Annotated in this window: 23 protein-coding genes; 4 read left to right on the top strand and 19 right to left on the bottom strand. The window is 57.3% G+C overall.

Going from position 1 to position 21,686, the window contains the following annotated elements:
• The first annotated feature begins 50 nt into the window (after window positions 1-50).
• Window positions 51-1,535 carry a xylulokinase gene (locus DX909_RS24815; protein ID WP_128547936.1) on the top strand — a complete coding sequence of 495 codons (1,485 nt, stop codon included), beginning with the start codon at window positions 51-53 and terminating at the stop codon, window positions 1,533-1,535.
• A 14-nt stretch (window positions 1,536-1,549) separates the two neighbouring features.
• A complete protein-coding gene (locus DX909_RS24810) occupies window positions 1,550-2,008 on the top strand; it encodes a nuclear transport factor 2 family protein (protein ID WP_128547935.1) in 459 nt (152 codons plus the stop codon).
• Here the strand turns inward: DX909_RS24810 and DX909_RS24805 are convergent, their stop codons facing one another.
• Complete coding sequence (locus tag DX909_RS24805; protein ID WP_128547934.1) at window positions 2,009-2,827, bottom strand: enoyl-CoA hydratase-related protein; 819 nt, start codon at window positions 2,825-2,827, stop codon at window positions 2,009-2,011.
• A gap of 117 nt (window positions 2,828-2,944) precedes the next feature.
• Here DX909_RS24805 and DX909_RS24800 point away from each other — a divergent pair, with 117 nt between their 5' ends.
• Window positions 2,945-4,063 carry a T9SS type A sorting domain-containing protein gene (locus DX909_RS24800; RefSeq protein ID WP_128547933.1) on the top strand — a complete coding sequence of 373 codons (1,119 nt, stop codon included), beginning with the start codon at window positions 2,945-2,947 and terminating at the stop codon, window positions 4,061-4,063.
• Window positions 4,064-4,165: 102 nt separating this feature from the next.
• Here DX909_RS24800 and DX909_RS24795 read toward each other — a convergent pair whose 3' ends face one another.
• From DX909_RS24795 to DX909_RS24785, 3 genes are all read right to left on the bottom strand, one after another.
• On the bottom strand, window positions 4,166-5,143 hold the full coding sequence (locus tag DX909_RS24795) for a radical SAM protein (protein WP_128547932.1): 978 nt from the start codon (window positions 5,141-5,143) through the stop codon (window positions 4,166-4,168).
• A complete protein-coding gene (gene accD, locus DX909_RS24790; RefSeq protein ID WP_128547931.1) occupies window positions 5,143-5,985 on the bottom strand; it encodes an acetyl-CoA carboxylase, carboxyltransferase subunit beta in 843 nt (280 codons plus the stop codon). Before accD ends, DX909_RS24795 begins: the two co-directional genes overlap by 1 nt.
• Window positions 5,986-6,046: 61 nt before the next feature.
• A complete protein-coding gene (locus DX909_RS24785) occupies window positions 6,047-6,745 on the bottom strand; it encodes a DNA alkylation repair protein (RefSeq protein ID WP_128547930.1) in 699 nt (232 codons plus the stop codon).
• Between the two features lie 80 nt (window positions 6,746-6,825).
• On the opposite strand from DX909_RS24785, the gene DX909_RS24780 reads away from it, so the two are divergent.
• Window positions 6,826-7,386 (top strand): NADPH-dependent FMN reductase, encoded by a 561-nt coding sequence (locus DX909_RS24780; RefSeq protein ID WP_128547929.1) that lies wholly within the window; start codon window positions 6,826-6,828, stop codon window positions 7,384-7,386.
• Between the two features lie 62 nt (window positions 7,387-7,448).
• On the opposite strand, the gene ftsZ is transcribed toward DX909_RS24780, so the two are convergent.
• From ftsZ to rplM, 15 genes are all read right to left on the bottom strand, one after another.
• On the bottom strand, window positions 7,449-8,843 hold the full coding sequence (ftsZ, locus tag DX909_RS24775; protein ID WP_128547928.1) for a cell division protein FtsZ: 1,395 nt from the start codon (window positions 8,841-8,843) through the stop codon (window positions 7,449-7,451).
• A gap of 75 nt (window positions 8,844-8,918) precedes the next feature.
• Entirely contained in the window at window positions 8,919-10,301 is a 1,383-nt protein-coding gene (gene ftsA, locus DX909_RS24770; RefSeq protein ID WP_128547927.1) for a cell division protein FtsA, read from the bottom strand.
• Complete coding sequence (locus DX909_RS24765; protein WP_229311176.1) at window positions 10,298-11,038, bottom strand: cell division protein FtsQ/DivIB; 741 nt, start codon at window positions 11,036-11,038, stop codon at window positions 10,298-10,300. Before DX909_RS24765 ends, ftsA begins: the two co-directional genes overlap by 4 nt.
• Before the next feature lie 69 nt (window positions 11,039-11,107).
• The gene (gene murC / locus DX909_RS24760) at window positions 11,108-12,496 is read right to left on the bottom strand and encodes a UDP-N-acetylmuramate--L-alanine ligase (RefSeq protein WP_128547968.1); all 1,389 of its coding nucleotides are present in this window, start codon (window positions 12,494-12,496) and stop codon (window positions 11,108-11,110) included.
• Window positions 12,497-12,548: 52 nt separating this feature from the next.
• Window positions 12,549-13,646, bottom strand: coding sequence for an undecaprenyldiphospho-muramoylpentapeptide beta-N-acetylglucosaminyltransferase (gene murG, locus DX909_RS24755; protein ID WP_128547925.1), 1,098 nt, complete (start codon window positions 13,644-13,646; stop codon window positions 12,549-12,551).
• Window positions 13,647-13,673: 27 nt separating this feature from the next.
• Window positions 13,674-14,816 carry an FtsW/RodA/SpoVE family cell cycle protein gene (locus tag DX909_RS24750; protein WP_206513047.1) on the bottom strand — a complete coding sequence of 381 codons (1,143 nt, stop codon included), beginning with the start codon at window positions 14,814-14,816 and terminating at the stop codon, window positions 13,674-13,676.
• 14 nt (window positions 14,817-14,830) lie between these two features.
• The gene (gene murD, locus DX909_RS24745) at window positions 14,831-16,183 is read right to left on the bottom strand and encodes a UDP-N-acetylmuramoyl-L-alanine--D-glutamate ligase (protein WP_128547924.1); all 1,353 of its coding nucleotides are present in this window, start codon (window positions 16,181-16,183) and stop codon (window positions 14,831-14,833) included.
• A 114-nt stretch (window positions 16,184-16,297) separates the two neighbouring features.
• Window positions 16,298-16,627, bottom strand: coding sequence for a large-conductance mechanosensitive channel protein MscL (gene mscL / locus DX909_RS24740; protein WP_128547923.1), 330 nt, complete (start codon window positions 16,625-16,627; stop codon window positions 16,298-16,300).
• A gap of 94 nt (window positions 16,628-16,721) precedes the next feature.
• Window positions 16,722-17,549: a mechanosensitive ion channel family protein gene (locus DX909_RS24735; protein WP_128547922.1), complete on the bottom strand. Its 828-nt coding sequence runs from the start codon at window positions 17,547-17,549 to the stop codon at window positions 16,722-16,724.
• A complete protein-coding gene (locus tag DX909_RS24730; RefSeq protein ID WP_229311175.1) occupies window positions 17,546-17,758 on the bottom strand; it encodes a hypothetical protein in 213 nt (70 codons plus the stop codon). The genes DX909_RS24735 and DX909_RS24730 overlap by 4 nt, the downstream gene beginning before the upstream one ends.
• 27 nt (window positions 17,759-17,785) lie before the next feature.
• Window positions 17,786-18,397, bottom strand: a complete 612-nt coding sequence (locus DX909_RS24725) for an RNA polymerase sigma factor (RefSeq protein WP_128547921.1) — start codon at window positions 18,395-18,397, stop codon at window positions 17,786-17,788.
• A 215-nt stretch (window positions 18,398-18,612) separates the two neighbouring features.
• On the bottom strand, window positions 18,613-19,446 hold the full coding sequence (gene tsf, locus DX909_RS24720; RefSeq protein ID WP_128547920.1) for a translation elongation factor Ts: 834 nt from the start codon (window positions 19,444-19,446) through the stop codon (window positions 18,613-18,615).
• A 133-nt stretch (window positions 19,447-19,579) separates the two neighbouring features.
• Complete coding sequence (rpsB, locus tag DX909_RS24715) at window positions 19,580-20,443, bottom strand: 30S ribosomal protein S2 (RefSeq protein ID WP_128547919.1); 864 nt, start codon at window positions 20,441-20,443, stop codon at window positions 19,580-19,582.
• A 170-nt stretch (window positions 20,444-20,613) separates the two neighbouring features.
• Window positions 20,614-21,000 carry a 30S ribosomal protein S9 gene (gene rpsI / locus DX909_RS24710; RefSeq protein ID WP_128547918.1) on the bottom strand — a complete coding sequence of 129 codons (387 nt, stop codon included), beginning with the start codon at window positions 20,998-21,000 and terminating at the stop codon, window positions 20,614-20,616.
• A gap of 82 nt (window positions 21,001-21,082) precedes the next feature.
• Window positions 21,083-21,532, bottom strand: coding sequence for a 50S ribosomal protein L13 (gene rplM, locus DX909_RS24705; protein ID WP_128547917.1), 450 nt, complete (start codon window positions 21,530-21,532; stop codon window positions 21,083-21,085).
• Window positions 21,533-21,686 lie beyond the last annotated feature (154 nt).

Raw genomic sequence — 21,686 nt, 5'->3', positions numbered from 1 at the left:
GGCCGGATGCGTTACTTTGCGTATCAACTCAAAGCTGAACCCATCCATTAATGTATCTTCTTGGATTCGACGTCGGTAGTTCGTCCGTAAAAGCCAGTCTGGTGGAGGTGGAAACCGGCACTGCCGTAGCCTCCGCCTTCTTTCCCGAAACCGAAATGCCGATCGATGCCCCGCAGCCGGGTTTTGCCGAACAGCAGCCCGAAGCCTGGTGGAAAAATGCCTGCCTGGCTTCCAAAGCCGTATTGTCGAAAGCCTCCGTTCGGCCTGAGGACGTGAAAGCCATCGGTATTTCCTACCAGATGCACGGGCTGGTGGTGGTCGACAAAGACCTCAACGTGCTGCGTCCGTCCATCATCTGGTGCGACAGCCGGGCCGTTCCTTACGGAGAAAAAGCTTTTCAGGCCCTCGGGCAGAGCCGCAGCCTCCAGCATCTGCTCAATTCACCGGGAAATTTTACGGCCGCCAAGCTGGCCTGGGTGAAGGAAAACGAGCCGGGCGTTTACGGAAAGATCCATAAATTCATGCTTCCCGGCGATTACCTGGCCGCCCGGATGACCGGCGAAATCGTCACGACGCCTTCCGGTTTGTCCGAGGGCATTTTCTGGGATTTTCAGGAAAACCGCCCCGCCGATTTTCTGCTCGACTACTACGGCTTCGACCCGTCGCTGATTGCCGACATCCGGCCCACTTTCTCGGTGCAGGGCCAGGTCAGCGCCCGGGCGGCCGCCGAACTGGGGCTGGCGGCCGGAACACCCGTTACCTACCGGGCCGGCGATCAACCCAACAACGCCCTCTCCCTGAACGTGCTGGAACCCAACGAGATTGCCGCCACCGCCGGCACCTCGGGCGTCGTCTACGGCGTCAGCGATCAGGCCAAATACGATGCGCAGTCGCGGGTCAATACCTTCCTGCACGTGAGCCATACCGAACAGGCCCCGCGCTACGGGGTGCTGCTCTGCGTCAACGGGACCGGGATTCTGAACAGCTGGCTGCGCAATCAGCTGCTGGGCGGCTCCATCAGCTACGCCGAAATGAACGAACGGGCGGCCCATGCACCGGTCGGGTCAGACGGACTGCTCTGCCTGCCCTTCGGGAACGGTGCGGAACGGATGCTCGAAAACCGGGATATGGGGGCGGTCTTCCACGGCCTGCAACTAACCCGCCACGGCCTGCCGCACTGGATTCGGGCGTCGCAGGAAGGAATCGTCTTCGCCTTTTATTACGGCATTCAGGTCATGGAACAGGTCGGCGTGGGGCTGAAGACCATCCGGGCCGGAGAAGCCAATATGTTCCTCAGCCCGCTGTTCCGCGATACGCTCGCCAACCTGACGGGCGCGGAGATTCAGCTCTACAACACCGACGGGGCGCAGGGAGCCGCGCGGGGGGCCGGGCTGGGCCTCGGCATTTACAAAAACCGCCAGGAAGCCTTCAACGGCCTGAAAGTGACCCGCACCATCGAACCCGACCTCCGGGCGCAGGAGGGCTATCGGGAAGCGTATGAACGCTGGGCGGCCGTGCTGGAGAACGTCATGTAAACCATAAATGACCGATGAAAGCGTTCCTCCTTGCCTGTTTCTGTCTGATTGCCTCGGCCGCGCTGGCGCAGTCGGACGATGAAAAAGCCGTCCGGTCGGCCATCACCCAGATGTTCGACGGGATGCGAAAAGCCGACACGACTCTGTTCAGGGCGGTTTTTCTGCCGACTTCCACGCTCCAGAGCGTAGCCAAAAACAAGGAGGGGCAGGTGAGCATCCGTAACGAGTCGATTCCGGGTTTCGTCACCTCCGTCGGGAAGCAGAAACCGGGCGCCCTGGACGAGCGGCTGATGAACTATGAGGTGAAGATCGACGGTGAACTGGCGACGGCCTGGACTCCATATGTGTTTTACTTCAACGAGAAAAAAAGCCACTGTGGCGTCAACGCCTTCACGCTCGTCAAAATCGACGGAAAGTGGAAAATCCAGAATATCATCGATACCCGACGGCGCGAAAACTGCCCCGATCTGTAATTACTCTCCGCTCCAGACCGGCGGGCGTTTTTCCAGAAAAGCCGCCATGCCCTCCCGGGCGTCGGCGGTCTGCTGAATCTGCTGAAACTGTTCGTAGAGAAAAGCCTGTTGCCCGTCCGGCGGCAGGCTTTTCAATTGCCGGTACGCCCGAAGTCCGAACTGCATCGCGGTCGGCGAATACTGTTTCAGCTCCGTCGTCAGGCGTTCGACGGCGGTATCCAGCTCCGCGGCCGAAACCGTTTCCGTGACCAGCCCGAGGGCGAGCGCTTCGGGGGCGGTGAGGGTCCGGGCACGCAGGCACAGGTCGAGGGCTGCGCGGGCGGGCATGATCTCCAGCAGACTCGCCAGCACCTGAAACGGAAACAGCCCCCGTTTTACTTCCGGCAGGGAGAAAGTAGCCGAATCGGCTGCGACGACATGGGTGCATCCGCATACCAGCAGAAACCCGCCCGCATACACCGGCCCCTGCACCCGTGCGATACACGGCTTTTGAAGCCCGGTCATCACCTCCGCCAGCCGTACCGGCCCCGAAGGTGGAGGCACGGTTTCCTCCTCCTGCCCTCCGGAAGTCAGACTTTTCAGGTCCATCCCCGCGCAGAACACGTCGCCGGCCGCGGCCAGCACCACCATCCAGACGGTTTTTTCATGGTGCGCCCAGGCCAGAGCAAAGGCCAGTTCATTCAGCAGAGCGGGATGAAGGGCATTCTTCTTTTCCGGCCGGTTCAGGGTGATCGTCAGCACGTGGTCGTCCAGGCGGACCAGCAGGTACCGAAGGCGTTCCGGGGCGAATTCGCCGGTCTGTTGGGGGCTGTACAGCATTTTTTAATGGATTTTGTGACCAATACTACCAAATAGCAAACAGTGATCATACTATAAAAACGGAATTCCCGTTTCTGGGGTGATTGCCTTTCCTTCATCTATCCATCCACTCATGGCATGAAAACAGGGTTTACGTTCCTTCTGGTGCTGGGTCTGGCAGGTTCCTCCTTCGCTACGCACCTGCTCGGCGGCTATATTCAGGCTCGTCAGGTATCCGGGACGGCTACCTACGAGTTTACGGTTTACCTGTACATGGACGCCATTCAGGGAAGACAGGCAGCCGAGCAGTCGACCAGCATTCCGTTCTGTTTCGGAGACGGTTCGGACACGGTAACTATTCCGCGGGTTTCCACCGCTTTTATCGACCCCGGCCTGATGCTTATCGTCTTCAAGACCACCCATTCGTATAACGGAACCGGCAGCGGGTCCTATACGGTTTCGGTCAGCAACCTTACCAACCGCTCGTCGGATATGCAGAATTTTCCGGGTTCGGTCAATTCGCCCTTTTACATCGAAACCACCATCGTACCGGGCCGGCCCAACAGCACCCCGGTTTTTCAGCCACTGCCGGGGCTTCTGAGGGCTTCGGTGAACCGAAAAGCCACCTTCAGCTTCCCGGCGACCGACGCCGAGGGCGACAGTGTGGCCTATTATCTGGTTCGCATCCGGAAAGGAGACTGCGGGAAAATGAGTCAACTGGTCGATGAATTTATCTTTCCCAACGACGTATCGCGGAAAGGAACCTTTAAAATCGACGCCCTCAGTGGGGAGGTTACCTGGGATGCTCCAACCGTCGTCGGGCGGTATGTGTTTGCTCTGGTAGCGGCCGAGTGGAGAAACGGCGTGAAAATCAGCGAGACGGAGTATGAGATGGTCTGCTTCGTCGACGACCGGGCCGGCGGCAACCCCGGAACCGTCCCGCCTTACGAGCCGGTCATGGAACGCGGCCTGCTGACCGCATCAGACGGCGGCATCGATGCGCAGGACCTCACCATCGACGTGTTTCCCATTCCGTCCCTGCTGCACTTTACGGTGGTAATTAAAAGCGCCCAGCCCACCACCGCCCGCTTCGAGCTGATCGACCTTCAGGGAAGGATCATCGAACAGATCGAGCGGAACACTCCGGCTCTGGCCCACGAAACCTCCATCGGTAACGACCAGCTTCCCCCGGGCACGTATCTATTGAAAACCTCGGCGCGGGGGCGGGTTTTCACGCAGAAGGTGCTGAAACGCTGACCACCCCCCGCCCCCCTCCTTACCAAGGAGGGGGTGATTTGCAGAATTAGGGATCTCTTATAGAAAAGCCCCTCCTTGATAAGGAGGGGTTGGGGTGGTTCCTCAGAAAAGCTGTTTCCAGGTGCCTTTGATGCGGTTGTACTTCAGGGTGCTGGGCAGGGCTTTCCACCAGTATTTATTGAGTTCGACGGCGAAAGAGGGCTGCATGTAGCAGTTGATGGCACAGCCCTCGCAGCCCGGCAGACGGCCTTCCAGCGCCACCAGTTCCTGCACCTCCCGCGACCGGTAGAGGTCATACAGGCGGTTTTCGATGGGGAAGTCTTTGGTGCCGAGGTGGTAGCAGGGCAGCACCAGTTTATTTTCGGGGGAGATCACGAGCGTGGTGCTGGCCGCCCGGCAGACGGGGTCATCGACGTGGTTGCCGCCGTCGCGCCGGAGCTGGATGAAGGCATCGTTGAGGTAAACGTTCTTCTGTTTTCCCCACCAGGTCATCTCCTGAAGGGCTTTTTCCGACAGTTTATCGCCGGCTTCCACTTCATTGTATTCAAAAACCGGGTTGAGGATCAGCACCAGATCGTTGGGGCAGCAGATTTCGTCGTACAGCTGCCGGATTTGGTGGACGTTGTGTTCGAATACGGTGAACAGGATGTCGGGGCGCTCGCCCAGCCCCCGCGCGACGGCGATAGATTCCATCACCTTGTCGAAGCATTTGACACCCCGCGACCGGTCGTGTTCTTCGGCAATGGGCGAATCGAGCGAGAAATGCAGCATATCGACCAGCCCCCGCAGCCGCTCGGCGTATTTGGGATAGAGCAGCGCGTTGGTCGTGATGGTCGTGATCAGGCCCAGTTGTTTGGCCTCGCGGAGCAGTTCGTCGAGTTGGCGGTGCAGCAGCGGCTCGCCCCCGGTGAAGTCGACCACACGGACGCCCAGCCGCTTCAGGTCCCGGAGGTTCTCCCGCACGTTCTCCATGGTCACATACGGTGACGGCCGCTCCCAGATGTCGCAGAAACTACAGGTTGCGTTACACCGGTACGTGATGTAATAATTGCAGAGAACCGGGTGGGAGACGATGCGCATTACTCCAGCATCCTGAACAGACTGGTTACTTTGTCCTTGAGGTCTTTCCGATCGACGATGAAGTCCAGAAAGCCGTGTTCAAGTACGAATTCGGCGCTCTGGAAGCCTTCGGGCAGGTTTTTTCCGATGGTTTCACGGATGACCCGCGGCCCGGCAAAGCCGATCAGGGCACCCGGTTCGGCAATGTTGAAATCCCCCTGCATGGCGAATGAGGCCGTGACGCCCCCCGTGGTGGGGTCGGTCAGGAGGGAGACATAGGGAATTCTGGCTTCGGAGAGCAGCGCCAGTTTGGCCGAGGTCTTGGCCATCTGCATGAGCGAAAAGCCGGCTTCCATCATCCGGGCACCGCCCGAGCGCGAGATCATCAGGAACGGCGTCCGGGTTTTCAGCGAATGGTCGATGGCGCGGGCAATCTTCTCGCCGACGACGGACCCCATCGAACCGCCGATGAAGTTGAAGTCCATACAGGCGATCGTCACCTCAAGATCGTTCATCTTCCCGTATCCCGAGCGAACCGCATCCTTCAGGCCGGTTTTGCCGATGGTACTCTTCACCCGTTCCGGATACGCCTTCGTATCGACGAAATGCAGCGGGTCGGCCGAGGTCATGTTGGCATCCAGCTCCGTAAACAGGTTGTCGTCGAACAATAGGGCAAAATATTCAGTCGAACCGATTTTCTCGTGATAATTACAGTGAACGCAGGTGTAGGCATTCATCTTATGTTCACGGGTATGCATCACCTTCTTGCAGTTCGGGCATTGGTACCACAAGCCGTCCGGCGCTTCGCGCTTCATTTCGGTTGGTGTATTGATACCCTTCTCTTTACGGATAAACCAGGACATATCGAGTCTGAAAACGAAAATCAAAAAGCTGCCAAAGATAACAAGAATTTAACACGACTCCCTATAGTCCAAGGTAGTACTTCCGCCGGGCGGGTTCGAATCGTTCGATGGCGTAGCGCAGGGCCGTCCGGGGGAGCCGGCCGGCGTGGTCGTGCAGGAACTCCTCGAGCGCGTCCAGGTTTTTCTTTCCCACCTCGCGCAGCATCCAGCCGACGGCTTTATGAATCAGGTCGTGCCGGTGGCTGAGCAACAATTCCGCAATCTGAAAAGTGTCCTGAAACTGCTGTTTCCGGATAAAGGCGAGCGTAGAAACGATGGCGATCCGCTGCGACCACAGGTGGTTTTCCTGCGCCAGATCGTAGAGCAGGCTGCGGTCTTTGTTCAGGAGATAGTTACCGACCACTTCGGGGCAGGTTACGTCGACCAGATCCCAATTGTTGACATACGCCCGGTTCCGAAGGTAATACTCCAGAATCAGCCGGCGGTTTTCTTCCCCGGACCCTCTGGCCTGGTTGGTCCAGATGATCAGGCCCGTCAGCCGGCATTCGTGATAAGGGTCGCGAACGAGCTGTTCGGTCTCGTCCGGAGGCAGCGAACGGTACCGTTTGGCGATCTCCCGCTGCTGAGGCACCGAGAGCCCGAGGAACTGATCGTGTTCTCCGTACTGGCCGGGGCCGGTTTTAAAAAATCGCTTGAAAAAGGCGGCTTTTTCGGGGTCTGCCTGCGCCAGCAACGCGCCTTTTACATCCTGGTGGGTCATGAAGTTACCTGAACTAAAATGGAATCGGGTTGTTATTCCTGCAATCAACCCATTATCTTAGCCACTACGAAGATAGGTATATGAACGGGACTCCTGCCGGACCGGTAAGTGAAAATACGATCATTATCATCGTCGGGACGAACCGGAAGCACTCCATGTCCCGTCAGATCGCCGAATACTACCACACCATTCTTCAGCAGCTTCACGCCGACAGCTACGTCCTCGATCTGACCGGGCTTCCGTCCGATTTCACAACGACCGCTCTTTACGAGAATACCGGCAAGAATCCAGGGTTCAACCAGTTCAAGGAAGTGGTCGAGCGTGCCCGTAAACTGGTGTTCATCGTTCCTGAATACAACAACTCGTACCCGGGCGTCCTGAAGGCGTTCATCGACGGCATGAGCTACCCGAACGGCCTGGCGAACAAGAAGGTGGCCCTGGTGGGCGTATCGGCCAACCATCAGGGCGGTGCCCTGGCGCTCAGCCACCTGAACGACATCTTCAGCTATCTCGGCACCCACACGCTGGCCCTGCGGGTCAAGCTGGCCCAGATCAAGGTACACTGGAAGGACGGCGCCCTGCACAACGATCTGTACCGGATGCTGCTTCAGCAGCAGGCCCAGCAGCTGATCGACTTCTAACAAAAAATGACCGGACAGCGGGCTTCGCGATCCGGTCACTTCTCGGGTGTTCTCCCTGTCTTCTAATCATTCAGCCGGCTTCGGACCAGGTCATGGTCCGGAATGAGCGGCAGTTCGTAGAGCGTTACCTTCTGGCGCATGAAAGCCGGTGTCTCCAGGTCCCGTTCCGAATACCGGGTAGCCACGAACCCTTCCACCATTTTCTGAATCTGGAGAAGGTCGTCCTCCCGTTCCTCGTCGATCAGAATATCGGCCGGAACGGGGTTGACGGCCCGGCGTCCGATGTCCTCGAAAGGAGCCGCCATGGTACCGATACCGGTCGGAGTCAGGATTGGAGCCTCGTTCTCGGAAGTTTCGTTCTCCTGAGCGAACGATTCTTCTTCGGCCGGCAGCTGGTCGGAAACCATCTCTTTTTCCAGCTCCATCGGCAGCTTCCAGTTTGAAGGCGGGAAGTCCTGCGGTTCGGCGGGCAGGTCGAAACCGGCCGCGATCACGGTCACTCTCAGCTGTTTGCCGAGCGTTTTGTCCTTGATCGTACCGTATTTGAACAGGTGCGCCTGCTTGCCGATCTTTTCCTTGATGTAGCCGGTAATGATCTTCAGCTCGTTCATGGTCGTGCGGGCATCCGGACCCGAGGCCATCGTAAGCAGAATCCGCTTGGCGCCCCGAATGTCGCGGTCGTTGAGCAGGGGCGAGTTGAGGGCCTCCGTAATGGCCGACAGCGCCCGGGTTTCGCCCTCGGAATCGGCCGAGCCCATGACGGCCTGACCGGCGCCTTCGAGCACCCGCTTCACATCCATGAAGTCGACGTTGATCTCACCCTGCACGGTGATGATTTCGGCAATACTTTTCACGGCATTGGCCAGCACGTCGTCGGCCTTGGCAAACGCCTGATCCATCGGGAAATCCTCAAAGATTTCCGCCAGTTTATCGTTCAGAATAACCAGAACCGTATCGCAATACTCCTTCAGTTCCTCGATGCCGCGCATGGCCTGATCGAGTTTTTCGATCCCCTCGAAATCAAAAGGCGCCGTGACGACCGCAATCGTCAGCAGGCCCATTTCGCGGGCGATCTGGGCAATCACCGGAGCGGCCCCCGTACCGGTTCCCCCTCCCATACCGGCGGTGATGAACACCATCTTGGTGGGTTCGCCCAGAAGCTGCCGAATGTCTTCCGTATTCTCCAGAGCGGCCTGACGGCCGACTTCGGGGTTCGTTCCGGCTCCCAGTCCGGAAGTCAGAAGGGCACCCAGCTGGATTTTCGTCGGCACCGGACTGTTCGTAAGCGACTGACGGTCGGTGTTGCAGACCACAAAGTCCACATCCTTTACGCCCATCCTGTACATATGATTAACGGCATTGCTGCCGCCACCACCCACGCCTACTACCTTTATGATCGGTTGATCCTCCTCGTCGGGATACTCGAACCTCATGCCAAACTCCAGTACCTCTGGCATACCTTATAATGTTTTTTGCGCAATTTGAAAATTTATTCGTAACGTCGGAAATCCGCGCTATACCGTCTAAACCAATTACTGATAATACCGGTCGTCCGGACCGAGATCTTTGCTGATGTCATCGGTAAAAAAGGAGCGAATCCAGTCTCCGATGCCTTTCTTTTTATCCGTTGTTTTCCCCCGATTCGGCTCCTCCCGGCCTACCGGCGTCAGGGCCGGCTGCCGCGGAAGTTCCATCGCCTGCTGCTGCAGAGGGATTCGCTCGTCGAGCCGTTTGAAACCGGCCCAGACCAGCCCGACGGCCGTCGCGAAAGCCGGGTCGCTCACCAGGTCGGCCTTTACGTTGTGTTCCAGCTGGTCGGGAAAACCGATGCGGACATCCAGACCCGTTACCCGTTCGAAAATTCGTTCGATTCCCGGAATGGAGGCCGTTCCACCGGTCAGCACGACTCCGCCCACCAGTTTATCCTTGTAGCCCGAACGGGTGATTTCGGCCTGCACCATGGCGGCAATCTCCTTCAGCCGGGCCTCGATGACGAGGGCCACGTTCTTCAGCAGAATGTCTTTGGGCGGGCGACCGCTCAGGTTCGGCACGGCCACCACCTCGTTCAGACGGAAGTCGGTCGGGTCGGCGCTGCCGAACTTGGTTTTCAGCAGTTCGGCCTGGGTCGGCAGAATCCGGCAGCCCACCTCCAGATCGGCCGTGAGGCTGTTTCCGGCAAAGGGAATGACGGACACATGCCGCAGAACGTTCTTGTGATAAATCGCAATTTCGGTAGTACCTCCGCCGATGTCGACCAGCACCACGCCCGCGTGTTTTTCCTCCTCGGTCAGAACGGCCAGGGCCGACGCCAGCGGAGCCAGCAGAAACTTGTCCTTCTCCAGCGGCTCCTTGCGGGGCGATGCGGCACGGGCCCGCTCGATGCACTTCCGGGTGTAGGAGGCCGAGCTGGTCTGGGCCGTGATCACCTGAAAGTCGGCTTCGAGCTTCACACCGATCCGCCCGACAGGGTAGTCGATGTTCGACTCGCTGTCGACCATGAAGTCCATCGGCAGGACATGAACGATCTCCGAACCGGCCGGCAGCACCGAGCGGTACATGTCGCCCACCAAATGCTGAATGTCGTCCACGACGACCTCATCCCCCGGCGATGTCCGGGTAATGCTGCCGTGCTGACGACGGGCGGAAACGTTCTGCCCCGAGAAGCTGACATTCACGACATGAATGTCGATGTTCGCCTGGACGGCGGCTTCCTCGACGGCCCGGTTGATGGCTTCGACGGTCTGACTGATATTGACGACTGAACCTTTGGTAACTCCTCTGGAGACGGCTTTGCCCACCCCAAGGACATCCAGACGGGGGTGGTCGTTACTGCGGATGAGACGGCCGGCCACGGCGCAAACTTTGGTGCTGCCTATGTCCAGGCCAACAATAATTTCTTCCTGCTTTGGTGTCATTCGCACACTATCTGGTTACGGTACTGTACACTGACTCTACGGTATCGCTCCCACCCTTTCAACGGCAGGATGTGTTTGTAAAACAGCTTTATTTTCTCAAATTTTGGTTCCAGATCTACCGGCTGACCGATCTCGATGAGGCAGTCGCCCACCTGCGGGATCAGCGTCACTTCCCGGTTTCTGTCCACGACCACCTGCGCGACCTGCGCCTTCCAGAACGGGTCCGACGCGATCGTCCGAAGCAGATCGATCAGCGGCCGGTTCTGGGCCGACGCCAGCGACTTCCGTTCGCTGAAATAGGGTCCGGAAAGCAGTACGACCCGGGCGGTATAGTTCATCGACAGCGGAAACCAGCGCCCTTCTTCGTTCAGGTAGTAGCCGGCAAAAGCCGATTTCTCCTCGTCGCCGTCGGCCACCAGCCGGGCCAGGGGCCGCTGCTGCTGAATATCGACGATCAGCTCACCTCTCAGGTCCCGAAACACCTGACAACTCTTGACCAGCCCATTCTGTCTCAGGCGCCTTTCCAATCGCTTCAGGTCCATGTCCGCGTAGCTATCCCCGACAAGCGGGTCGGCTCCGTCGTTGGTCAGCGTCCTCAACACGTCGTTGCGGTTCAGGAAACGATGTCCGTCGACTTCATCCAGCTGAATTTCTATTCCTTCACAATGCCGGCGGCTTTGGCGGTGCTCGGTGAAGGCGATCAGCCCGACCAGAGCAACCAATCCGGCTACCGTCACGATCAGCGTCCTATTTAGGGGAAAAATAGAAAACATCCGGCATTAATTAACCTGAAACAACTTTATTTTTTATTCATTGGTCTGAAAAAGACTTTTCAGTACCGGAATCATCTGATCGATGTCTCCGGCGCCGATGGTAGCCAGCAATTCCGGCGGATCGCTCCGCAGAATGTCGGCCAGTTCGGCTTTAGTACACTGAATCTTGTATTCTGAATGAATGTTTCGGAAAATCAGATCGGCAGTTATGCCCTCGATCGGTAATTCGCGGGCGGGATAAATGTCGAGCAGGATTACACGGTCGGCCAGTGAAAGGCTTTCTGCAAACCCGTCGGCGAAGTCGCGCGTCCGGCTGTAGAGGTGCGGTTGGAAAATGGCCGTTACCTTGCGCTCCGGGTACAACGCCTTCAACGACGACAGAAAGGCTTGTACTTCCGCAGGATGATGTGCGTAATCGTCAATAAATATAATGTTTTTTGATTTCAGTATATATTCGAACCGACGTTTTACGCCCTTATATTTTCCAAGGGCTTCCCGGACGGCGTCCGGCGTCACGCCCACCCGCAGGGCGGCAGCGGCTGCGGCCACGGCATTCTCCACATTGTGAAAGCCGGGTACCTGCAGGCTGACATTTTCGATCACGCCCTCCGGACCGACGATGTCGAACACGAAACAGGCATTTTCGATCCGCAGGTTGCGGCTGTGGTAGGCGCCGGCTTCCAACGAATACTCATAAACGCTCGCCGGGGTCTGCTTCGCCAGCGCCAGGCCCTGTTTCATGAACAGCGTCCCGCCCGGCTGAATCTGGCTCACGAACGCCCCGAACGATTCCAGCACCGACGAATGATCCCCGTAAATATCGAGGTGGTCGGCATCGGTCGAAGTAACGATGGCTACCGTCGGATAGAGGGTCAGGAAAGACCGGTCGAACTCGTCGGCCTCCACGACGCAGATCACCTTGGACAGGTCGTCGGTCGGCTCATTGAGCAGGAAGTTCGTGCCGTAGTTCTGGGTAATACCGCCCAGAAAAGCCGTGCAGTTGATCCCGGCGTCTTTCAGGATGTGGGCCACCATCGACGAGGTCGTGGTTTTGCCGTGGGTTCCGGCCACGGCTACGGTGGTCATGCGCCCGGCCAGCAGCCCCAGCACCTGCGAACGCTTCCGGAGCGTAAAGCCCTGCCCGGTCAGATACCGGTATTCGGCGTGGGTTTTCGGTACGGCGGGGGTGTAGATAACCAGCGTCTGCTCCCGGTTTTCGCGGAAATGGACCGGTACCTGCTCAACATCTTCCTCAAAATGGATGCGCATGCCTTCCGATGCGAGCGCGTCGGTCAGGGGGGTGGAGGTCCGGTCGTAGCCGGCGACTTCATACCCGTTGATCAGAAACCAGCGGGCCAGGGCACTCATTCCAATGCCGCCGATGCCCAGGAAGTAGACATAGCGGATGGTATCCAGATTCAATGTATCCAACGTTTTTTACCTTATCGTTTCTGTTCAATACTTCGGGCTGGGCTTATTTCGCTCCGGCGAGTTTCAGCACCTCTTCGGCAATTTCCCGGGCGGCCTTCGGTTTGGCCAGCTGCCGGATGTTCCGACTGAGCGTCTGCTGCTGAACGGGGTCGTTCAACAGCCGCAGCGCGGCCGGGACCAGTTCTTTCGGCGCATCCCGGTCGTTAATGAGTAAAGCCGCCTGCCGGCCGACCAGACTCATGGCGTTTTTGGTCTGGTGGTCCTCCGAAGCCGCCGGAAACGGCACCAGGATGGCCGGTTTTTCGACCAGACACAGTTCCGACACCGACAACGCTCCGGCCCGCGACACCACCACGTCGGCGGCCGCATAGGCCTTATCCATGGCGTAAATAAAATCCATGGCCTTGATCCGGTCGGAGCCGATGCCCCCGATGGCCTTCGCGGCCCGTTCGATGAACGGCGGGCCGGTCTGCCAGATCACCTGATGCCCGGCTTCGGCCAGCAGGGGCAGGTCTTTTTCAATGCTTTCGTTAAGGGTCCGGGCGCCCTGGCTTCCCCCGATGATGAGCAGCGTTTTATAGTCGGGTTTCATGCCGAAGAATTCCAGCCCCTCCTCCCGCTTGCCCACGGCCTCCATGATGTCGGTCCGGACCGGGTTGCCCGTCATCCGGATTTTTTCCGCCGGAAAAAAGGCTTCCATCCCGGGGTAGGCCACGCAGATGGTTTCGGCCCAGCGGGCGAGCAGTTTGTTGGTCAGGCCGGCGTAGGAGTTCTGCTCCTGGATCAGGGTCGGAATATTTTTCAGGGAAGCGGCCATCAGGACCGGTCCGCTCGCATAACCGCCGACGCCCACGGCCACGTCCGGGGCGAAATCCCGGACGATCTGCCGCGCCCGCACGAGGCTGCGGCCCAGTTTGAGCGGAAACGCCAGATTCTCGACCGTCAGCTTCCGCTTGATACCGACCACGGGCAGGCCCACGATCCGGTATCCGGCCCGCGGTACTTTTTCCATCTCCATCTTCCCTTCCGCCCCGACGAAGAGGACGTCGATGGAGGGGTCGATGGTTTTCAGTTCGTTGGCGATGGCGATAGCCGGGTAAATATGCCCGCCGGTTCCGCCACCGCTGATAATCACTTTCATAGATCGGCCGTTTGCGGTCGCTGTCTGCTAAATTTTACTTTCATCCGCTTCTCCGCGGCTGACACTGATGATGATGCCGATGGCGGTTCCGGTGAAAAGCAGCGAGGTACCGCCCATGCTCAATAAGGGAAGCGGCTGCCCGGTTACCGGCACCAGCCCCACCGCCACCGCCATATTGATCATGGCCTGAATGACGATACTGAACGTCAGCCCGGCCGACAGCAGCCCTCCGTAGGCCCGGTTGGCCTTCTGGATGGCCCGCATACCCCGCCAGAGCAGGTAGAGATAAGCCGCGATGATGATGACGCCCCCGATCAGGCCGTACTCTTCCACGATCATCGCAAAAATAAAGTCCGAGTAGGGGTGCGGGAGGAAGTTACGCTGGTGGCTGTTGCCCGGCCCCTGTCCGTAGATGCCGCCGTGGGCCAGCGCGATGTACGACTGTTCGACCTGGTATTCGGGCGGTTTGCGGCCGTGGAACGTTTCCCAGAAATTGGTGATCCGGTTGCTGGCGGTTTTCGACCGCTGGCCCAGCATCAGGGCAAGACTGCCCAGCACCAGACAGACCACCACCATGATCATAAGGTATTTACCCGGCACCCGCCCGATAAACATCAGCAGGAAGCAGGTCGCACCGAGCAGGGCGGCCGTCGAGGTGTTACTCAGAACGATGCAGGCGCAGATGATGCCGATCCAGCCGATCATGTTCACCAGCATGCTCGGGTCATACTGCTCTTTCCGGATATACTGCCGCTTGGCGAGCATGGCCGCCAGGTTGGAGATCAGGGCCAGTTTGGCAAGGTCGGACGGCTGAAACGTCTGGTTGATGAGAGGAATCGTGATCCAGCGGGAGGCTTCGTTGAGGTTGGCTCCCTTGAAATAGGCCCACAGCAGCAACGGCACCGAAAGCCACATGCCGAACCGCGACAGCCGGGCGTAATAGATGTAATTGACCCGGTGGGCGATCCACATACAGGCCAGACCGAGCACGACCAGGGCGCCGTGTTTGAACAGGTAGTGTTCCGTGGATTTGAGTTTCTGGTACGCCATCGTACCGGTGGCGCTGTACACGACCGCAACACTCATAATCGACAAAAACAGCACCACTCCCCAGATGTGATAATCTCCCCGCAGATTATCCTTCAGCCACGCTTTCGCCGAAATAGTCATGATATGAGCACAAATTATTTCATCAGTCGCTTCACGGCCTCCTTGAACTGGTTGCCGCGGTCTTCATAATTCCGAAACAGGTCGAAGCTGGCGCAGGCCGGCGACAGCAGCACGGTATCGCCCGGAACCGCCCATTCCAGCCCCTTGGCAACCGCTTCGTTCACGTCCTGGGTTTCATACAGGAACGCAACCCGGTGTTTGAAATAGCCGGTCAGCTTGGAATTATCTTTGCCTAAACAAATTAAGGCTTTTACTTTTTCTTTTACCAGCCCTTCGAGCTGATCATAAGCATTTCCCTTGTCGAGCCCGCCCGCAATCCAGATCACCGGGCCGGTCATGCTCTCCAGCGCGTAATAGACCGAGTCGACGTTGGTGGCCTTCGAATCGTTGACGAACGTTACCCCGTCAATGGTACCCGCCGGTTCGAGCCGGTGTTCGGCATTTTTAAAGGTCACCAGTCCTTCCCGAATGGCCTCCGGCCCGACGCCCACGGCCTGGGCGGCCAGCACGGCCGAGAGCATATTGATGGCGTTGTGTTTTCCTTTCAGGGGCAGGTCGGCTGTGGGCAGCCGAAACGGCCGCCGGCCGTCGTCGGCCACCAGTTCGCCGTCCAGCAGAAAGCCGCCCGGATCAGGAGCGGTTTCCAGGGAAACGGGCAGCGAGCGGACGGACGGCTTTCTCAGTTGCAATTCCTGCGCGATGGCCGGATTTTCCTGATAGTAAATAAAAGTATCTTCCGGCATCATGTTTTGCAGGATGCGGAATTTCGAGTTCACGTAGTTCTGAAACCGGTACTCATACCGATCGAGGTGATCGGGCGTGATGTTGAGCAGAATGGCCACATCCAGCCGGGTGCGGTGCATATCGTCGAGCTGAAAACTGCTCAGTTCGAGCACATAATAGTCGAAGGAGTTTTCCAGCACCTGCCGGGCGAAGCTGTCGCCGATGTTGCCCGCCAGCCCTACGTTCAGCCCGGCGGTTTTCAGCAGATGGTAGGTCAGCAGGGTGGTGGTGGTTTTGCCGTTACTGCCCGTGATCCCGATCAGCCGGGCGTTCGTATAGCGGGCCGCGAGTTCGATTTCGGAAATCACCGGAATCCCGAGTTGCCGGAGTGTCTGAACCAGCGGGGCTTTTTCCGGAATACCGGGGCTTTTCACCACCTCGACGGCCTGAAGAATACGGTCCTCGGTATGGCTGCCCTCCTCGAACGGGATGGCCTCCTGCCGTAGAATCTGGCGATAGGGCTCCTGAAGGCTGCCCTTGTCTGATAAGAAAACCTCAAACCCCCTGGCTTTTGCCAGCAGAGCAGCTCCCACCCCACTTTCTCCCCCTCCCAGAATGACCATTAAAGGCTGCTTTCCTTCCATAGACCGGTACGTATCCGCCGGCGCTGCCGAACGTGGGGGTAAAAATAGGACTTTTTATCAATAAAGAACCCCGCTCGGGGCGGGGCTGACGAATCCGGAAGCCGGAAAAGGCGGTCATTCTTTCTGAAGGGAAGACGATAACCGGAACCGGTTGGCGGCCTTGACGATCATGAACACCACCCAGGCGATGATCAGAAACTGAATGACGATATTTAAAAAATTTCCGTACCGGATCGCTACCTCCGGCGTCTCGCCGACGGCCTCTTTCAGCACGAGTTTCAACTGACTGAAATCGACGCCCCCGGTGATCAGACCAAGAACCGGGTTGATGATGTCTTCAACCAGCGAGGTGGTGATCTTTCCGAAGGCCGCACCGATAATAACGCCCACTGCCAGATCAAGTACATTCCCCTGGGCAATGAAGGTTCTGAATTCCCTGAGCATATGAATACGAGTTAGGTGTTGTGGGCAATAAATTATAAAAAGAAGCAAAACGGTCAAAGTATTCTCCTGAAATTCAGCGCCCCGGAAAAACCGTTCAGTCGAAAACTTCCACGCTTTGGGATTGCAACGTCTGTAAGGGAATGATCGTGACGGTCGAATCGGTCTGCAGGGTCAGGGAGGTGTTGTCGATCTGGACGATGGTCCCCTTGATCTCGCCGACCCGGATGGTCTGGCCCTCGTGAAAGCGGTTTTTGCTGTAGAAAGAAGACAGAATGTTGGCCATGACGTCGCGGGAGGCAATGCCGTAGCCGATGGCGAAGGCGAAAATCACCCCGCCGATCAGCAGATTGAAGCTCGACTCCAGCAACTCGGTATTGATGCCGGCCTGGCCCAGGGCGCTGATGAGGGTGATGATCAGAAAAAAGAAGAAGACGATCATGCCCAGCAGCCGCCCGGAAGCAATGTTGAACGACTGACAGAGCGTCACGACGGCCCCTTTCAGGGCATCGGCCAGCAGCACCCCGACCTGGATCATGATCGCGGCCGCGATCAGGTGCGGGATGAAATCGACGAGCGATTTTACCATCTCCGTTATGGCCGACACGCCGAGGGTTTCGGTAGCGGCCATCAGGAAGATGAGCAATACGAAGTAATACAGCACTTTGGCGACGATGTCGCTCAGTTTGATCTCGGTATTCAGCCGTTTGATGAAGTCGATTTCGGTCAGCCGGTCGCCGATGCGGTTGAAACCCACCCGTTCGAGCACTTTGCACACCAGCAGCGCCAGGCCCTTCGCCACCCCAAAACCGATCGCCATGATGAAGGCCGCCCCGATGATCCTCGGCACAAAGTCAATAAACTGGTTGATCAGGGTGGTGAAGGTATTGATCAGGATGTCGACAAAAGCGGGAATTCGATTCATAGCCGATTACGATTAAGAGAGGAGCCAAGCGGCCCGGAAATGTCGGTAAACATCATCGATGCGACGCCGAACAGGTCATCGACATATACTTCGACCACGGTCAGGGAATTCCGGATCAGGCCGATCTCCGAAAAGAGTTCTTCCTTGACGGCCGGCGGGCAGGTATCCGGCAGTTCGATGGCTTTGAACACATTGTACATTGATTCCATGGAATGTTTTCGATGCGTTACGGTGGTTTATTTATGCAGTTTCAGCCAGGCGATGAGTTTGGCGATGAGCACGGCCCAGAAAATAAGCGCTTCCATGTACCGCTTCTTCAGCTTTTCCTTCGCCCGCTTGAGCCGCATCTTGACGGCACTTTCCGTCAGATTATGAATGTCGGCGATTTCCCGGATGCTGACGTCGTCCTGGTATTTCATCAGCAGCAGACTCTGTTCCTCGATGGTCAGGTAGCCCAGTGCCGACTGCAGCCGGTCGGCTTCCAGCGCTTCCAGATCCCCTTCGTTGCATTCGTCGGCCCAGTCCATGTCGGATTCGACCGGCACTTCGCCTTTTTTGCGGGTCGTCCGGAGCTGGTCCGTGCAGTAGTTGTAGGTGATGGAAAACAGCCAGGCCGAGAACCGGGATTGCTCCTTGAAGCTGCCCAGCCGCATGATGATCCTTAGAAAGATGTCGTGGGTGAAGTCCTGCGCCTTTAGGGGGTCTTTCGTAAAGGTCAGGCACTTCCGGTACACCTTATCACTGTATCGGCTATACAGATGCTCAAAGTAGTAGTTACTCTGAGTCGTAATATACAGACGAACCAGCTCTTCGTCAGTCAATCGCTTCGCTTCCCGGGCAGCAATCATTCTATAAGACCTCTTAAAGTTGTTAAAGTAACGGGCGTCCTCCCTGTTTTTTACGACAGAGGCTCCACTTGTTACCAGTCAGCCACAAATAAAACTTGAATGTACAAATAAAAGTAACTTTGGAAATATTTCATAAAAAAAGCCCGGCCAAAATGGGCCGGGCTTCGGAATATCTATTTACTGACAATAAGACTGATGTCTGAAAACGGTTCGGATTAACCGATCGCGACGCGCTTGAAGGTCGAAACGGTCAGCCCTTTGCTGGTCTTATCCAGCAGCTGAGCGATCGTCAGCGACGGATCCTTCACGAATTCCTGGTTCAGCAGGGTGTTCTCCTTATAGAATTTCTGGAGTTTCCCCATGGCGATCTTTTCCAGCATGGCTTCCGGCTTGCCTTCGGCGCGGGCCTGGTCCTTACCGATTTCGATTTCGCGCTCGATGAGGCTGGCATCGACGCCTTCCTTATCGATGGCCACCGGCTTCATGGCGGCAATCTGCATGGCCACATCCTTGCCTACTTCGGTCACGTCGGTGCCGTTCGTGTTGCTCAGGCCGACCAGAACGCCCAGTTTCCCGTTGGAGTGGTTATAGGCCACCACCTTATCGGCAGTGACGACCTCATAGGCCACCACGTCCAGTTTTTCACCGATTTTACCCATCAGGTCGGTAATGTGATCCTGGAGTGCGCGGCCGTCGCCCTGGGGCAGTGCCAGCAGTTCTTCCTTGGTGGCCGGTTTGGCCGTGACGGCATTGTCCATCAGGGACATCGCCAGGTTCTGGAAGTCGGCTACCTTGGAAACCGGCTCGGTTTCGCAGGCAAAGGCGATGATCCGGCCCGTCTGGCCGTCGGGGCTCACGTGCGTCAGAACGATGCCTTCGGCCGTCGTATTTTCCGCCCGTTTGTTGGCAATTTTCTGGCCTTGCTTCCGCAGGATGTCTTTTGCTTTCTCAAAATCGCCATCGGCTTCGGTGAGCGCTTTTTTGCAGTCCATCATCCCGGCGCCTGTTTCCTGCCGGAGTCTGTTAACGTCTTGTGCGGTAATTGCCATTGTTTGATTGGATTTTCGAGTTTTGAATTTCGGGGGTCCGGCGCGGGTTACCCGAAAACGTAAAAATGAATAGCCCATAGCGAGGCTACGGGCTATCCAGAATATTAATACCGGCAACGCATCGCGGTTGCGCTTAGATAGTCTCTTTTTCCTCGTTTTCTTCCGATTCCTCAGCGCCGACCGGGCTGGTTGCTTCGGCCGTAACCGCAGGTTCAGGCTGGTCTTCGCCCTCGGCGGCAGCGGCCCGTACATCTTCGGCACGTTTGGCTTCTTCCTCTTCCTGCAGACGCTGATCGTCCTTATCCTGCTTGCGCTCCAGCAGCCCTTCTTCAATGGCTTTGCCGATGGCGAGCGTAATCAGACGGATCGACTTGTAGGCGTCGTCGTTGGCCGGGATCGGGAAATCGACCTCATCCGGGTTCGAGTTGGTATCGCACATGGCGAAAACCGGCACGCCCAGGCGTTTTGCTTCGGCAACGGCAATGTGCTCCCGTTTGACGTCGACGATGAACAGGGCGGCCGGCAGGCGGGTCAGGTCGGCTACACCGCCCAGTACGCGCTCCAGCTTTTCTTTCTCACGAGACACCGTCAGACGCTCGCGTTTGGCGAGGCTTTTGAAGGTCGTCTCATCCTTCATCATCTTTTCGATGCCCTGCATCTTCTTCAGTGACTTCCGGATCGTGGCGAAGTTGGTCAGCATACCACCCAGCCAGCGGTCGGTCACGTAAGGCATTTTCAGGCGACGCGCTTCTTCCGTCACGATTTCCTGCGCCTGTTTCTTGGTCGCCACAAACATCACTTTGCGGCCGGAACGAACGATACCTTTGATTGCCGCCGACGCTTCGTCGAGCGAAGCCAGCGTTTTGTTAAGGTCAATGATATGGATGCCGTTTTTCTCCATGAAGATGTACGGCGCCATGCGGGGGTCCCACTTCCGGGTAAGGTGGCCGAAGTGCACACCGGCATCCAGAAGGTCTTTGTATTCTACTTGTGCCATTTTTGAAAATGAGTGAAAAATAAGTTAGTGCCGCCGGAGCGACGATTCGCCGTGGCGACGGATCGCCGTAGCGACGGACCGCCGTAGCGATAAACAATACGCAGCACCACACGTCGGCATCAGGCAAGTGTGGTCTGGACGGTACCCGGGCCGGAAAACCGGCCGATGGATTAACGTTTTGAGAACTGGAACCGGCGACGGGCTTTGGCGCGGCCGTATTTCTTGCGTTCCACCATGCGGGAGTCGCGCGTCAGGAAGCCTTCTTTCTTGAGGGCCGGACGGAACTCGGGGTTGAACTCACACAGGGCGCGGGCAATCCCCATCCGGGTAGCCTCGGCCTGACCGGAGATCCCACCCCCGCGGACGTTGACTTTCACGTCGTAGCCTTCCGGCGCGTTGATGGTTGCCAGGGGTTGTTTCAGAACGATTTGCAGAACTTCCGTCGGGAAATACTGCTTGTAATCTTTGCCGTTGACGAGGATATTCCCGGTACCTACCGACAGGTAGACCCGCGATACCGCTGTTTTCCGGCGACCTAATGCGTTGATTCGTTCCATGTTTGTCTTAGGTGGCGTTTGAACGGCGACGAAACCGGGCCTGCAGAGGGGCGACCGGATGCCGGCGGTTCAGCGTCATACATCAAATATCCAGATTTACTTCTTTCGGTTGCTGTGAGGTGTGCGGGTGCTTCGTTCCTGCGTAAACATGCAGGCTCGTGAACAGCCGGCGGCCCAGACGGTTTTTCGGCAGCATCCCCTTGATGGCGTGCTCCAGAATGAAAGCCGGGTTCTTCGAAATCATTTCACGCGGGGTGCGGAAACGCTGGCCGCCCGGATAACCCGTGTGACGAACGTACACCTTGTCGTTCATTTTCTTGCCGGTCAGCTTGATTTTCTCGGCGTTGATGATGATGACATGGTCACCGCAATCAACGTGCGGAGTGTAACTGGGCTTGTGCTTGCCCCGGATGATCTTAGCCGCCTGGCTTGCCAGCCGACCCAGCACCTGGTTTTCCGCGTCAATGACCACCCAGTCCTTCTGCACCGTCGCTTTGTTGGCCGAGATGGTCTTGTAGCTTAACGTATCCACTGCTTATGGGAGATTATATATTGATAGACAATTACTTACGCTATACATAAAAACTCCCGTCCGAAAACGGGAGTGCAAATATAGAGTGTATAATTCTGAAATACAAGCTTGTTTGAAGTTTTCAGCCGTCCGATTCCGGATTTCTGCCGCTTCC

The sequence above is a fragment of the Larkinella soli genome (assembly GCF_003703975.1).
In the GTDB taxonomy this organism is placed as follows: domain Bacteria; phylum Bacteroidota; class Bacteroidia; order Cytophagales; family Spirosomataceae; genus Larkinella; species Larkinella soli.
The sequence above is the reverse complement of the archived record's forward strand: the minus strand, read 5'-3'. Positions and strand labels throughout refer to the sequence as shown.